Origin of the sequence: Paenibacillus sp. FSL M8-0228, from assembly GCF_038007385.1 — a bacterium.
Taxonomy (GTDB): Bacteria; Bacillota; Bacilli; order Paenibacillales; family Paenibacillaceae; genus Paenibacillus; species Paenibacillus polymyxa_D.
On sequence record NZ_JBBOXA010000001.1, the window covers coordinates 4,053,144 to 4,066,012 of the forward strand.

Consider the following 12,869-nt stretch of genomic DNA (forward strand, 5'->3'; position numbering starts at 1 on the left):
ATTCTACGTCTCCCTTAAAGCTGAACCAATCAGGGGGTTCCCTCTTTCATTCGTGGAAAGAGCCTGATTATAAAAAATCAGAAAGCAACTGTTCAGCCGCTTCTTTCCCTTGAGCGATGCAATCTGGAATTCCAACGCCCCCATAGCCGGCACCACATAGAAAAACACCCGGTAAATCCTGTGCGAAGTCCTGTCTGATCTTCGCCATATGCTCTTTGTGTCCAATCGGATATTGCGGCATTGATCGATCACACCTACTGACTTCGGTGAATTCCGGTTCCGCTTCCAGGCCCATTAAATCTTTCAAATCTTTACGCGCGGCATCCACAAGTTGATCGTCTGTCATCTGAATCCACTCCTGTGCACCTGCATGTCCAATGTAGGTCCGTAAAAGCGTATATCCTTCAGGAGCAGTATGGCTCCACTTCGTCGAAGACCAAGTACATGCCGTAATCTTTTTGCCTTCTTTGCGGGGTACTAAAAATCCCGTTCCCTCAAAATTAAGATTAAGATCTGTGTTTTTATAAGCAAGAGCAATATTGGCTACGGAAACATAGTGAATCTTGTGTAACCAGCTAGCGCTTGCAACGCCGGAGAATAATGTAGCCGCTTCAAAAGCTGGAACAGCGCAAATCACCGCATCCGCATCTATTTTTTGTCCATGTTCTAAAATGACCTGATAACCGCTTTCTTTCCTTACTTCAACTACACCTTGCCCCATAACAAAACGTACGGTATCCAGCCTTTCCTTTAGCCGCTCCACGATCGAAGATAATCCTAGCCGATAAGAAAGAAACATACTTTTCTTAGCGATATCCGGCAGGTTGTCTTGTACTGCTGGCTTTCTCCCCGCCCCTTTAGACATACCCTTAATCAGACTTCCATGCTTTTGTTCCATTAGTTTAAATTGAGGGAAGGTTGACATGAGGCTCAGGGAATGTGTATCCCCAGCGTAAATTCCAGACAGCAGAGGTTCCGTAATCTGGTCCAGAACTTCTTTGCCGAGACGCCGTTTGATAAAATCACCTAGAGATTCGTCTGCATCACCTTTCTTTGCCGGAATGATTAAATCCAGGGCTGCCCGTGCTTTTCCCAGCGGAGAAATAAGTCCTGTCCGAATGAAGGGAGTGAGCTTTGTTGGAATGCCCAGAATGAAGCCCATCGGCATCGTATGAAGTTTGCCCTTATGCAAAATACTAGCAGATTTGGCTTTCGGGTTTGTCGATACCAGATCTGCTTCCAGCCCCAACTCCATAGTCAAATCCAATATTGCCGTCTTTCTGGCCAAGAAAGCATCCGGTCCTTTTTCGATCATAAAATCGTTTTGGCGAACGGTTTGCAGTTTTCCTCCTAGACGTTCACTTTTCTCCACCAGTGTAATCTCCACTTCAAGTTGCCGATCCTCAGCCAGCTTTTTCACATAAAAGGCAGCACTTAAACCGCTTATTCCTCCACCGAGAATAACGACTTTTTTAGAACTTTTCTTCATGAAAACACTTTTCCTCTCCAACCCCGGGTATATAAGCGCAATAAGGGTCACTCTCCAAATAGTCTCCTGTTATTGCAAAAGCCCTTGCTCTGGAGCCCCCACAGACAGCCTTGAATTCACAGACTCCACATTTACCTTTAAGTAGGGACTTATCTCTAAGATTCATCATGATCGGAGAGTTGCGATAAATGTCTGCCAAGCTATCCTTTCGTACATTCCCGCACATAAGAGGCAGGAAACCACTCGGGTATACTTCGCCGATATGACTAATAAAAACAAATCCATCTCCGTCATTTACGCCTTTAGGAGCACGTCCTAAAACATCTGCCCTCTTTTGTCCGTCTGCTACACTGTTCTCACCTGCGCTGTGCTTTTGCTGCAGCACGACCCTCCGGTAGTGAGGAGCTTCTGTAGCCTTCACTCCGTACGGCATCTGTTGCTGTATTTGATACAACCATTTCATTACGGCTTCATGCTCATCAGGAGTAATCATATCTTTCTCCATGCCACGTCCAGTTGGAACAAGGAAAAATAAACTCCATAACACGGCCTGCATTTCCTTTACTCTTTCTGCAATTTGCTCCAGATCATGAAGATTGTACCGGGATACCGTAGTGTTCACTTGAATAGGGATGTTCAGTTCCTTTAAATAACCAATTCCTCGCATGGTCGTATCGTAAGAACCCGCTGTACCCCGAAAATGATCGTGAATCTCGGCACATGAACCGTCCAGACTAAATGCCCACCGCGATAATCCAACTTGCTTTGCTTTTTCTACCGCTGTTCGTGTCACTTTAGGAGTGGCACTGGGGGTCATTGAAACCGACAGATTTTTCTCTTCAATTGCATATTGAGCCAGTTCAAACAGATCAGGACGCATTAAAGGATCTCCGCCTGTGAATACAAGCAACGGATGATTCATTTCAGCGATTTGATCTATTAGCTTCTTACCTTCTTCTAGTGTCAGTTGGCGAGGATCAGGTTTGTACTGAGCTTCCGCTCTACAGTGAAGGCACTTTAAAGCACAAGCTCGTGTAACCTCCCAGATGACTATAAACGGGTCAGTATGATAATCACGCGGCGTTTTCAAAGATATCATTGATGTCTCTCCTTTTAGAAATATAAAAACAACACAAAAACATAGAGCATCATTGAAAATCCAATTTCCGCCATGCCAACTTGTTTTGCCTTTAATCCGAGTTTAGGAAGCCAAATGGCTCTTATCAAAAAAATTAAAAAAGGAATAAACAGAAATAACTTTAACCAAATAGCAAACAACAAAATCACCGCATGATAGATAACGGAAGCATAATGGTAACGTATATTTTTTCTTTCACGAATGATCGTTTTGACATACAAAGCAGTTCCGATAAAGTAAAGCACCAAAAGCAAGAATAGCTCTGTTGCTACCCTCCAATCCTCTCCTCCCCCCATATAAATAACGGGATATATAAAAGAACAAAAGAGTAAAATTGCAACAATGTCATTGAGTAAAGCACGTTCATTTTTCGTTCTCGCAAAATAAATATTAGCCATAAAAAAGAGCAATAAAAGAACTCCATACCAGATCAAGGCAGGCTCAAACCATATCAGTGAAATTAACAAAGGAAGTAATATCACTCCATATACAACGGCGGGTTTGCGGTATCTTTCACTGCTGCCTGTTTTGATCCATTGGAGGACAGGAAAACTGAATAAGTAGATAAAAAACCAGCACACAAATAGGGGTATATGAATGAGATCCCCTCGAGAAGCAGCTAAACCGAATAAAAATGGAAGAATGAGCATAGCCCAGGCTCCATGTTGATTGGGTATGTATCTGCTCATCCCCCTCAAACCCTTGATCCTTTTTTCACAATCTTTTTTATGTCTGTTATTTCGGTTAATCGATTCATCATCCATTCCCCCAAGATTGAGTTTTATCTTCTAACTTCATTCTAAGTATTATATGAAATTGAACCAATTAGGGAGTTCCCTTTTCCTTAGAGGGGAAAATCCTAACCGGAAAAATAACGCTATTTTCTTATGCTATACTGTACTAAAAAAGGGAACAAAGAAAGGATGAACTGTTATGGGAGGACCTTCTTTACGTCAACTGCATGCTCATCATGCCATTCATCAAGGCGGGCTATCTGGCGCTCTAGATAAGACGAGAGAAGTAGAGGAATTACTCGAAGCGAAAGAATTCCAGGTGGCGCGCCAGGCTGCCGACCACTTGATCGAATATTGGGAAACCCGCATTCTCAGCCATGCTGATGCAGAAGAGGAAGGATTCTATCAGGAAATGGTCGAGAAAAAACCGGAACTGCAGGAGGCTGTCGTCAAACTTACACGAGATCATGATCTGCTCCGAATCATTGTAAAAGAACTCAAAGCCGGGATCCGTGAAGAAGGGCTTACGCCTGAAGTTCTTCAACAGTTCCACGCGCTTCTGGTTGTCAATGCCATTCATAGTCGGGAAGAAGAACGTTTGCTGTTTGAGCAACCGTCATAATCAAGATGTGCATAACGATTCACATTCTCTATAAAAACGTACCAAAGAAATAGTCCAACGCCTCTTGTGAGTATCCGTCATCTCCTTGCCAGGCTGCTACGGAATAAAAATCATGATTGCCGTGCTGTCGTTTACGAGGCGTGTCCTGTGGGACCAGCAGTCCGGCATATCCCCACACCTCCATGACGACATCACGCTCGTTTTTGCTGGATGGAAACACATCCTTCCAGCGCTTTTCCAATTGACGTGCACTGCTTTGAGCATCACAGTTCTGAACAGCTTCGAGCATGTTATGGAGTATAGCTAGATCCTCATCGGAAACCTGAACATCCTCTTCTTGACTGAACAATTCAAGGTCCATCCAGCAATACAGAAGGTGGTTCAGACGAATACCGCCCCATTTGATTCGTTCAAAATTTAGCACATTCAAATCTTTATTGACGTATTCCTTATCGGACATCAATTTATTAAAATTACAATCCCCACAGCTACTGTAATTGGGCAGGACGACAGGCCGCTCCCCATAGGTGTGCAAAGGAAGCCCTGCGGTTAATGCCCAGCTCGATAAGGCGCTTCGTAAATGAACCTTTTTCGTGGAAAGACTATGCAAAAATGCTGCTGCCACTCGTTCTTTTGTAGCCTTTTGCTGGTGCAGCTCATGCAGCCTGTTTATAATCTCGTTATGTGTAATGGTGATCGGATCGAACATCAAGCCCTTACTTTTGGCATATTCAAAATCCTCACCCGAAAAAGATCCCCGCTCCTGCTTCCAGCCGCTAGAGGACCAGAATGTGTTCATCAGTATTTTTTTCGCCTTTTTATCCACAACATATCTCCCTTACTCATCCAACACCCTCACCTCCAGCACAAAGCGCAGGGTTGTCGTGTATTTTATGTAAGATCACTATTCATCTTTATACTTAAAAGCAATGGCCGTATTTCCCGACCGGGGGTCAAAATAAGAAGAGATTTTCCCCCAGTTCAGTTCATATTCCATATAGGGGTAAGGTTTTGTTTGACGATAGCTTGGCTTTACGGACAAATGTTGCTGTAACAAACGATCATGCTCCCTTTGCCGCTTTCTCTCCCCTTCTTCAGACCAATTATCCCACGAAGTTGGAAATTCATTGCCCTGGAGCGAAATCTCCGCGACAACTAGGCTGGTATCCTTAAAGCATACAGACACAAAAAAATGCCGACGCAGCAAAGAAACCTGATCGAAATGATACCAGATATACTCATTTCCTAGCTTTCTTACAGAATGAAAATATTTCGAATACCAATCGGCCTCTAACAACTGATCTTCCGTTAAAGATGAGTAAATCGCACGCTCACCATCGACCTGAATGATTCCCGATTCCCAGTCATTCATTGCTGCCACTCCTTCAGCTATTATGCCAATCTCCTACAGTTGCTCTCTGCCCTTATTTGTCCACATGATTGAAAATGGCCTGCCAGGCCCGATCTAGCACCCTCGTATGTAATTGTTTGGCATAAACAGTTCTAACGATGGCGAGAACGATCACACCCACGAATACAACACTGAGCAAAGTAATAGAGGGAACCCAATAGTCAAACATGGCATTCGCCAGCACTTGCAGCAAATGTCGTTCGGGTTGTAAATATTCCATTGCTGCAACGATGCCTGCTGCCAGCAATATGATCACTGATATAATCATAAGCATTGCATTGATTACTTTGTATTTGGCAAGCCCTCGCTGAAAAACGCGAGTTCCCGCATATTGCTCCAGCACGATGATCTGCTTGTGAAAATCATGTTCTACCTGCTCTACAGGCAGATCGTGCTCCTGAATAAATGCATGAGCTTTCTTCAGTTCGGATTGAATAAATAAACTACTCTGGATAGCAGATCCCAGCTGACCTAAAACATTCATATCTTTTCACTCCACTTCATCGGATTGAATAAATAAACTACTCTGGATAGCAGATCCCAGCTGACCTAAAACATTCATATCTTTTCACTCCACTTCAATAGTATCTAACTTACGAGTATATAGGGTTGCCATGCTCTACAAAACGATCGGTTCCAGACTGCTCTCTAAATGAGCCTATTAGTAAAAATCAAAGTAACCCCGCCAGACTCCGTCATTCTGATGCTTGGCAAAATAAAAGCTGCCTCCATCCACAATATTCAATTGGGCTTTGGCATCCGAAGCAATCTGAAATACAAATTCATAGCCCTCGCCAAAGTCAATGCCCGATTGAATAAAGCTGGGATAGCCACCGATTTTGTGAACCGCATATATTTCCTCTACGATGTCCTCAAAATAGTCGGGTTCCTCCTCGTCCATTTGGTTAAGGGCATCGCCGTATTCCTCAGGGATGTCATCACCGTCCCAGACCGGATAATCATTCTCTTTGAGTTCAGGGAACAGCGGAAATGCTTTGATTTGCATAAATGACGGACCAAAATCTTTTTCGACCAAATCCTCTACCGACGTATACTCACGAATACACATATACCCTTCCATGTCCTCATGATCCAGTACATCGGGAGACAGGAAGACTGTCAACAGCTTGATGCTACGCATAGCTTCAGGGACAAAGGGCAAGGTCGGCAAATACAATTGCATGATCGGAGCCATAGCATTCCCCTGTACATCAATGGGTCGTTCCTCTGTTGGCAAAGCCACTGTAACTCTACCAATCCAGCTTTGTTCAAGGGAATCCGACGGTCTACGACCCCCTGTATGAAAAATCGTAGCTTTACGTTTTAGAATCGTTCTTAGCTTCTCAATAGCGTTGCTGGACAACGAAATCACTCCTTTCTAATCTAGAATAGAAACAGAACAACATCCTCGCCTGCTTTAAATCCAAACTCTCTTATTCGATCTTCCATCTCTTGAATCTGATGTAGATAATCTTCCGGCACAGCTGGCAGACCCTGTTCATTCACTAATGTCCCACCGAGTCTGGTGCGTGCATATTCGGCACTTTTCCACATCACCTCAAACACCGTTTGCGGCTGCGCGGTTCGCACCCCATCCATACTGAAAATTAAATCTGCAAAGCGATCCTCTGCGAGTGTACTCAACCAAAAAAAGCCAGGCTCGGTTCCCGTATGTACGCTAAATAGTTCATCATAACCTCCCGTCCCGTGATGGTGTGCATGGAAAATGTCCATATCTCCCCACTCCATTCCGAGACTCAGCATGACATCCCAGATATCCGCTCCACGGTAAGATTGGCCTTGATCCGCTACTAGCCTAAGCATGACAGCGTGTTCCCTTTCACCTTCCTGATCTGTAAATGCTTTAAGTTTTTCCGCCTTTGCACGTGCATGGTGAGCATCCTCTCGAGGAAGCACATGAACAGTTCCCTTCTCCTGAAAACGCGCTGGCAGTGTGTTCATAAAGTCTGCAACCTTGACTTCATCCAAACAAACCTGCATCTCTACATTATCGAATATATCTATACAAACACAAATTTTATCAAAATGGCATTCGCCTGCTGGTCTGCGCCCCACACTAGTCCACACCTGTAAATCATGAACATGCCCATACACGATATATCCTTTGAGCAATCGCAAAATATCCTCATCTGACAACGTAAAACCACTAAATTCCACATCAATCAGCCAATAGATATTAGCATCAGGCTCCACTTGATGGATTCCTTTTATGGTCTTGACAGGCTCATGTTCCAACTCCACGGCAAGGATGCTCGATACATCCTCACTCCCATGTTCGGGTAAATTCATGAATCTCTCTCCTAACTAGCTGTTTTCACTTTACAGTTTCCTATAATTCTCAATATATATTAAACTATAAATCACCAAGCACAAAATAGTATAAAAACGGTGCTGGGTTGTTGAACTTAACTTTTAGAAATTCAAAGCTTCGAAAGGGGAGAACTCATGATGCAAAAACTTTGGCAAAAAGGGAAGGCTCTATCACTGCCTATTATGGTGTCCGCATCGCTGATATCTGGAGCGCTGTCTGTAAGTACACCTGCGGCGAATGCGGCTGCAACCAAGGAATTGCTTCAGCTATCCGGTCAGACTACTTACTATGGAGAGGTCGAGAATGGGCAGCCTAACGGACGTGGTACGATCAAATGGAGCGAATATAAGCAGTATTCGGGTGATTTTGTGAATGGCAAGCGATCAGGTACCGGAAAATATACAAATCAATACACGGATGCAGATGGACAGAATCATAAAGTCGTATACAACGGAACATGGAGCAATGACACGATGAGCGGCAAGGGTACGCAGACTGAAAAAGTGACGCAAACGGATGGAACCGTACGTTCGAACGAGATCCAAGTAGGTACTTTTCAGAACAATGGATTACAGAACGGCTACCAAGTGATCCACGCTGTGGCCGATCCAGACTACAGCTTCACTTATAAAAATAGCAATGAAATAATAAATATCTTACACAGTAATCAAGATCTGGTCCAAAGGTGGCAAAAAGGAGACCTCTTCTCCGTAAATTATAAAAATGGCTCTGTCCAAAAGGAATACTCCATGTTCCCTGAAGAGACTGCTACCAAAGAACGCCAAAGACAAGCGTCCATTAAGTATCTCAAAGGTATTACTGCCAAGGTCACTCCTCACTTGCAGCAGTTTGAAAAGCTGTCCAAGCAGATTCCGCTAAAGTAATTAAACCGACGCGAAATATATATTAGTCTCTACGCAAGAAGGCCTCTCTTTCTAATGGAAAGCTCCATTTGAAAAGAGTGGCTTTTTTCGTTTCGTTATGAATGGCTATAAGAACTTCGGATCATACACCTCCTACTATTCTCCCTTATGCACCCTCATGAACTCATACAAATGACTTATTTTTCACTAAAATCCCCCCCTTTTTTTGCTAACCCCCACTGGATTCACTAAAATATAAGTAATTATTTTAATCATCCGAGGTGGACATCATGGCTAAAATTATGGTTCCTCCTGAGAAACTAGAAGCAGTTTCCAGGCAGTTCGCACAGGCACGTGAGCTGGGGGCACAAATTTGCGGACAACTGTCACAGCATATTCAGATGTTAGAAAATAGCTGGGCAGGAACAACACAGCAGCGCTTTTATCAGGATTTTCATAAAGCTCGTGGACAAATGGATGCTTTCACTCAAACTGTCAGTTCTGTCAGCACAGAGCTGCGTTCCATTGCAGTAAAATTCAAGGAAACAGACACCCAAGCAGACACGGGGATTACCAAAGGAGATCACAGCGGACAGATCAGCAACAGCGAAGGGGCAACTTCCGGGAAAAAAGGACCCGATCCAGCAGATATAGCCATTAACAGCCTGTCAGAGGCCAACAAATGGCGCGGGCAACTAGGATTTGCCGGAACAGCGATCTATAGCGGTCTGGCTTCCACACTTGTGCTCACCAAAACAGTAGAATTCAAGAGAAGTCTGAAGAATCCCACTCGAGCGGTTATACATAATGCGGCATGGGTGAAAGGCAAGGGTAACAATGCTTTTATGCGTAATTTAGGCAAAAGCCTAAACCGCCAATTCGCCAAACCGGGTATTGTGATGAAGGGGTTAAAGGGCTTCGATCGTTTAGCTGGAAAGCTTCAAATGGGTAAGCTCGGCCTCGGATTCAACAAAGCCAACAGCTTTCCTCAGTGGACACGGAACGTCATCGCCGGGGTGGAAAAAGGACGTTACGGCATAGCCACCCGCCAAATTCCCGGTATGATTGCCAAAAAGCTCTACCCTATTAATGCCACCATGAATATTGTGGGCGAGGGTATCAGTCTGGCTGGAAAATGGAAAAGCGGGAAGCTTACCGGAACGGATGTAGCTGTATCTGCTTCTAACGTAGCGATTAAAACCGCCGCAACTTATGGCGGCGCTGTCGTTTTGGGGTCCATAGGCGGTGCTATCGGTGGTCCGGTCGGCGCAGCCGTCGGGGCATACGTCGGCGGTACAGTGGGAAGCTGGGCAGGCGGAAAAGTCGCCAAATTTGCGGAAAAAGGGATACGCTGGGCCAGCAAATTATTTAAATAATATACACACCTAACAGATGGAGAAGGAGCCTGACTATGGACAAACAAACGGTAATTTTAACGCTTGAGGAGCTAGGTTTTGCCTTGACCGCATTGGGCGCAGAAGATATGGCTTCTGGTCTGCTCCAATCTTATTACGGGGAACTAACCGAAGATCGCTGGGAACTACTTTTTCATGCCGCAACGCATAGCATGATATCCAAGGGTTTGATGGAACAACGGGATGACGAGCAACAACAGCTCGAATTTGATGCGTTCATTGTTGAAATTTTAGCTCATCTGGTACAAAGTCGTCAGATGCTACGTGGCTTTAAGGAGCAACAAGATAAGCAAAATACGTTAACGATACACCATGGAAATGAACGTTTTCTGTATCATTTCTCCAGTCACAATGAACTCCATTTCTTTCGCTGGTCTTCTCCAGAAGACTGGCACCACGACATTGATCAACTGTTCGGCCTGTCTGCTCCGAACTTCAATGCGCACAGCCGATACGTCGATCTGACCGAAGAACAGTGGAATGAGTTAACCTCATCCAACTTCACCATGCAGCAAATGACAACGTGGAAGCTTCATGAGTCGGCTCAACAAATGATACAAGACTGGCGGGAGGATTTTGATCGTAATCAGTGTAGCCTTGATAATTTGAGCCAAATGGTATACACGGATACGGATGAAAATGGTCCTTCTGTTACAAATCTGCTATTTGTTCTTAAAGGAAAGAATGATGTGTGGATTGTAAGAAATACAGAACTGGATATGCAGGCCACTCCATGTCTGCGAATTGAAAGTGTGACCGAAGCTGACTGGATAGAACGGATAACTTATTTCATTCAGGCGTTTGTTCCCGACGAGGCGGTATTCCGTGGATAAAATTGTATATCGAAGATCTTTGGCATTTTGGAAAGCCATGGGCAGCTTGATGTTTGTGCTTATTTGTCTGTTTTTGCTGCTGCTCATTTTTATCGACGAAGATATCTCAGCTCTACAAATCTTCTTCTTTATTACGTCCGCCATTGTCGGACTTCCTTTTTTCGGTAGCTATCTCGTGGTTTGTTTGAGCAGAACGCTTCGAAAGGATACCTACCTGTTCATCTTTGACGAGCACAGCATTTCAGATGGTATTCGAACTGTCCCGTGGGCTGCAATCACTAAAGTCGAATTCGAAGGGGCCTCCATCCGCAAATGGCTGCGCCCTCGCTTTCCCGCCTTTATTTTTCATCTGAATGACCACAGCACCTGGGAAGTCAGCACCGACTATGTGTTGAACGATATAGAGCTGAACCAAACCGGGAAACAACTTCGAACTCTCATTAACCAGCATGGCAAGTCGAAGAAAAAACGTTCCTGAATAGTGCCATTGAATATATCAAAGCTTGTCTCTATCATATGCGGCCGAATTGGCCGCAGCCAAAAATGGAATACCAAACTGGCTGCGGATAAAGGAGTCTGCCGTCGTAATCAAACCCTTGACGATCTTCCCCTCAATCCTGGTCTCCGCCAGCGCTTCTGTCGCAAAAGCAAGCAGCGCTGGATCGAGCCCACCCGCAGACCCGGTATTAATGACAAGCTCTGGGCTAAAACGCTCAATCAGCAGGGCCGTAGTCGAGGCAGCGTTCGCTTTGCCAATTCCTGATTGCAGCAAAATAACTTCCTTGTATTCCGGCTTATACTTGAAAAACACCCGTCGCTGCGATACGCTGCACCGCCTCCAGCAGCCTTTCCTCACTGTTTACCAGACTGACCCGCACATAAGAAGCTCCTGCACGACCAAAGCCTTCTCCAGGAGCGACCGCAACGTGCGCCCCGTCCAATAAAAAGTCTGCAAAGGAAGCCGATGTATGCCCCTCCGGCACCTTGAACCAGGCAAAAAAAGACCCTTGGGGAGCTGCTACATCCCAGCCAATACCTCGTAACGCTGCAATAAGAACATTACGGCGCCGCTCATATAACTTCGCGAGCTCCTGTACTGGCTCCTGGGTGCCCAGCAATGCGACAGCTCCCGCATCCTGTACCGCGCCAAAAACAGTGCTGTAGGCATGCGTATGATAATGCTTGAGCGCACCAATAACGGACGCATTTCCAACCGCAAATCCGAAGCGCCATCCAGCCATGTTATACGTTTTGGAAGCTGTATACGTCTCGACGCCATACTCCTTGCCGCCGGGGATTTGCAATAAACTAATCGGCTTATGCCCGTCAAATCCAAGAGCACCGTAAGCAAAATCATTCATAACTGGAAACTGATACCGAGCGGCATAATCCAGCGTCTTCGTCAGAAAATCTGCAGTAGCTACGGCTCCAGTCGGATTGTTCGGATAATTAATCATAAGCAATTTGACCTGCTCTGCGATTTCCTCTGGCACGGTTGTATAATCAGGCAAGAAACCAAGCTTCTCATCAAGCGGAATCGTATGAATATGGGCTCTTGCCAGCGCAGCAGCGGAATAATATTGGGGATATGCCGGATCGGTGGTCAATAACCAATCACCGGGATTCAGCAGCGCCTGTGGAATCCCCATTACGCCTATGGCTGAGCCGTTGAATATGGCAATCTCCCGGTCAGGATCCAGCTCCACCTGATACTCCCGTTTATAGAACGCGGCGACAGCCTCCAGCGTGCTTTTTTTTCCATGAAAAGGCGGATAGCCCTGATTGATCGGTTGATCAACCGCTTCCTTCAAAGCGCTGATAATATGCGCCGATGTTGGCTGATCCGGGTTGCCGGCTGCCAGATTAATTACATCTATTCCTTTACTTTTATACAGATTCACTTTGTCATCTATTGCGCTAAAATAGTTGTCAGGCAGAGCCTTGACGAGATCAGAGGATGAAAAAATCACGTTCATATCCACCTTCTATCCATAAGATACAGGCTGACAACGTCAGCCCGCAGAAGATAATG

Annotated in this window: 14 protein-coding genes and 1 pseudogene; 5 read left to right on the forward strand and 10 right to left on the reverse strand. The window is 45.1% G+C overall.

Annotated features, from left to right (window positions below):
* Positions 1 to 67: 67 nt before the first annotated feature.
* The 3 genes from hemG to MKY98_RS18125 are packed head-to-tail and all read right to left on the reverse strand — an operon-like array spanning position 68 to position 3,391.
* Positions 68 to 1,489 (reverse strand): protoporphyrinogen oxidase, encoded by a 1,422-nt coding sequence (hemG, locus tag MKY98_RS18115; RefSeq protein ID WP_029515519.1) that lies wholly within the window; start codon positions 1,487 to 1,489, stop codon positions 68 to 70.
* Positions 1,473 to 2,588, reverse strand: coding sequence for a TIGR04053 family radical SAM/SPASM domain-containing protein (locus tag MKY98_RS18120; protein WP_069010498.1), 1,116 nt, complete (start codon positions 2,586 to 2,588; stop codon positions 1,473 to 1,475). Before MKY98_RS18120 ends, hemG begins: the two co-directional genes overlap by 17 nt.
* A gap of 14 nt (positions 2,589 to 2,602) precedes the next feature.
* On the reverse strand, positions 2,603 to 3,391 hold the full coding sequence (locus MKY98_RS18125; RefSeq protein WP_069010497.1) for a YwiC-like family protein: 789 nt from the start codon (positions 3,389 to 3,391) through the stop codon (positions 2,603 to 2,605).
* Positions 3,392 to 3,560: 169 nt separating this feature from the next.
* Here MKY98_RS18125 and MKY98_RS18130 point away from each other — a divergent pair, with 169 nt between their 5' ends.
* Complete coding sequence (locus MKY98_RS18130; protein ID WP_029515522.1) at positions 3,561 to 3,983, forward strand: hemerythrin domain-containing protein; 423 nt, start codon at positions 3,561 to 3,563, stop codon at positions 3,981 to 3,983.
* A 28-nt stretch (positions 3,984 to 4,011) separates the two neighbouring features.
* Here the strand turns inward: MKY98_RS18130 and MKY98_RS18135 are convergent, their stop codons facing one another.
* From MKY98_RS18135 to MKY98_RS18155, 5 genes are all read right to left on the reverse strand, one after another.
* Positions 4,012 to 4,809 (reverse strand): hypothetical protein, encoded by a 798-nt coding sequence (locus MKY98_RS18135; protein ID WP_069010496.1) that lies wholly within the window; start codon positions 4,807 to 4,809, stop codon positions 4,012 to 4,014.
* Between the two features lie 78 nt (positions 4,810 to 4,887).
* Positions 4,888 to 5,355 (reverse strand): hypothetical protein, encoded by a 468-nt coding sequence (locus tag MKY98_RS18140; protein ID WP_069010495.1) that lies wholly within the window; start codon positions 5,353 to 5,355, stop codon positions 4,888 to 4,890.
* A 52-nt stretch (positions 5,356 to 5,407) separates the two neighbouring features.
* Positions 5,408 to 5,878 (reverse strand): DUF6097 family protein, encoded by a 471-nt coding sequence (locus MKY98_RS18145; RefSeq protein WP_029515525.1) that lies wholly within the window; start codon positions 5,876 to 5,878, stop codon positions 5,408 to 5,410.
* A 177-nt stretch (positions 5,879 to 6,055) separates the two neighbouring features.
* On the reverse strand, positions 6,056 to 6,757 hold the full coding sequence (locus MKY98_RS18150; protein WP_069010494.1) for a DUF1963 domain-containing protein: 702 nt from the start codon (positions 6,755 to 6,757) through the stop codon (positions 6,056 to 6,058).
* 20 nt (positions 6,758 to 6,777) lie between these two features.
* Positions 6,778 to 7,704, reverse strand: a complete 927-nt coding sequence (locus tag MKY98_RS18155; protein ID WP_069010493.1) for a cell division protein ZipA C-terminal FtsZ-binding domain-containing protein — start codon at positions 7,702 to 7,704, stop codon at positions 6,778 to 6,780.
* Positions 7,705 to 7,863: 159 nt separating this feature from the next.
* On the opposite strand from MKY98_RS18155, the gene MKY98_RS18160 reads away from it, so the two are divergent.
* From MKY98_RS18160 to MKY98_RS18175, 4 genes are all read left to right on the forward strand, one after another.
* Positions 7,864 to 8,610, forward strand: coding sequence for a hypothetical protein (locus MKY98_RS18160; RefSeq protein WP_039274388.1), 747 nt, complete (start codon positions 7,864 to 7,866; stop codon positions 8,608 to 8,610).
* 269 nt (positions 8,611 to 8,879) lie between these two features.
* Positions 8,880 to 9,965: a WXG100 family type VII secretion target gene (locus MKY98_RS18165; protein ID WP_069010492.1), complete on the forward strand. Its 1,086-nt coding sequence runs from the start codon at positions 8,880 to 8,882 to the stop codon at positions 9,963 to 9,965.
* Between the two features lie 35 nt (positions 9,966 to 10,000).
* Entirely contained in the window at positions 10,001 to 10,837 is an 837-nt protein-coding gene (locus MKY98_RS18170; protein WP_069010491.1) for a hypothetical protein, read from the forward strand.
* On the forward strand, positions 10,830 to 11,315 hold the full coding sequence (locus tag MKY98_RS18175) for a DUF5381 family protein (RefSeq protein WP_069010490.1): 486 nt from the start codon (positions 10,830 to 10,832) through the stop codon (positions 11,313 to 11,315). The genes MKY98_RS18170 and MKY98_RS18175 overlap by 8 nt, the downstream gene beginning before the upstream one ends.
* Before the next feature lie 174 nt (positions 11,316 to 11,489).
* Here MKY98_RS18175 and MKY98_RS18180 read toward each other — a convergent pair.
* Both MKY98_RS18180 and MKY98_RS18185 read right to left on the reverse strand, forming a co-directional pair.
* A pseudogene (locus MKY98_RS18180) lies at positions 11,490 to 11,627 on the reverse strand (phosphorylase family protein); the annotation flags it as partial.
* 4 nt (positions 11,628 to 11,631) lie between these two features.
* Positions 11,632 to 12,807 carry an aminotransferase class I/II-fold pyridoxal phosphate-dependent enzyme gene (locus MKY98_RS18185; RefSeq protein WP_081317528.1) on the reverse strand — a complete coding sequence of 392 codons (1,176 nt, stop codon included), beginning with the start codon at positions 12,805 to 12,807 and terminating at the stop codon, positions 11,632 to 11,634.
* Between the last annotated feature and the right edge of the window lie 62 nt (positions 12,808 to 12,869).

Bases quoted from the DNA above. Each gene is read 5' to 3' on its own strand.
- MKY98_RS18125 (WP_069010497.1), bottom strand. From the start codon at position 3,391: ATGGATGATGAATCGATTAACCGAAATAACAGACATAAAAAAGATTGT.
- MKY98_RS18145 (WP_029515525.1), bottom strand. From the start codon at position 5,878: ATGAATGTTTTAGGTCAGCTGGGATCTGCTATCCAGAGTAGTTTATTT.
- hemG (WP_029515519.1), bottom strand. From the start codon at position 1,489: ATGAAGAAAAGTTCTAAAAAAGTCGTTATTCTCGGTGGAGGAATAAGC.
- MKY98_RS18140 (WP_069010495.1), bottom strand. From the start codon at position 5,355: ATGAATGACTGGGAATCGGGAATCATTCAGGTCGATGGTGAGCGTGCG.
- MKY98_RS18155 (WP_069010493.1), bottom strand. From the start codon at position 7,704: ATGAATTTACCCGAACATGGGAGTGAGGATGTATCGAGCATCCTTGCC.
- MKY98_RS18120 (WP_069010498.1), bottom strand. From the start codon at position 2,588: ATGATATCTTTGAAAACGCCGCGTGATTATCATACTGACCCGTTTATA.
- MKY98_RS18160 (WP_039274388.1), top strand. From the start codon at position 7,864: ATGCAAAAACTTTGGCAAAAAGGGAAGGCTCTATCACTGCCTATTATG.
- MKY98_RS18130 (WP_029515522.1), top strand. From the start codon at position 3,561: ATGGGAGGACCTTCTTTACGTCAACTGCATGCTCATCATGCCATTCAT.
- MKY98_RS18165 (WP_069010492.1), top strand. From the start codon at position 8,880: ATGGCTAAAATTATGGTTCCTCCTGAGAAACTAGAAGCAGTTTCCAGG.
- MKY98_RS18170 (WP_069010491.1), top strand. From the start codon at position 10,001: ATGGACAAACAAACGGTAATTTTAACGCTTGAGGAGCTAGGTTTTGCC.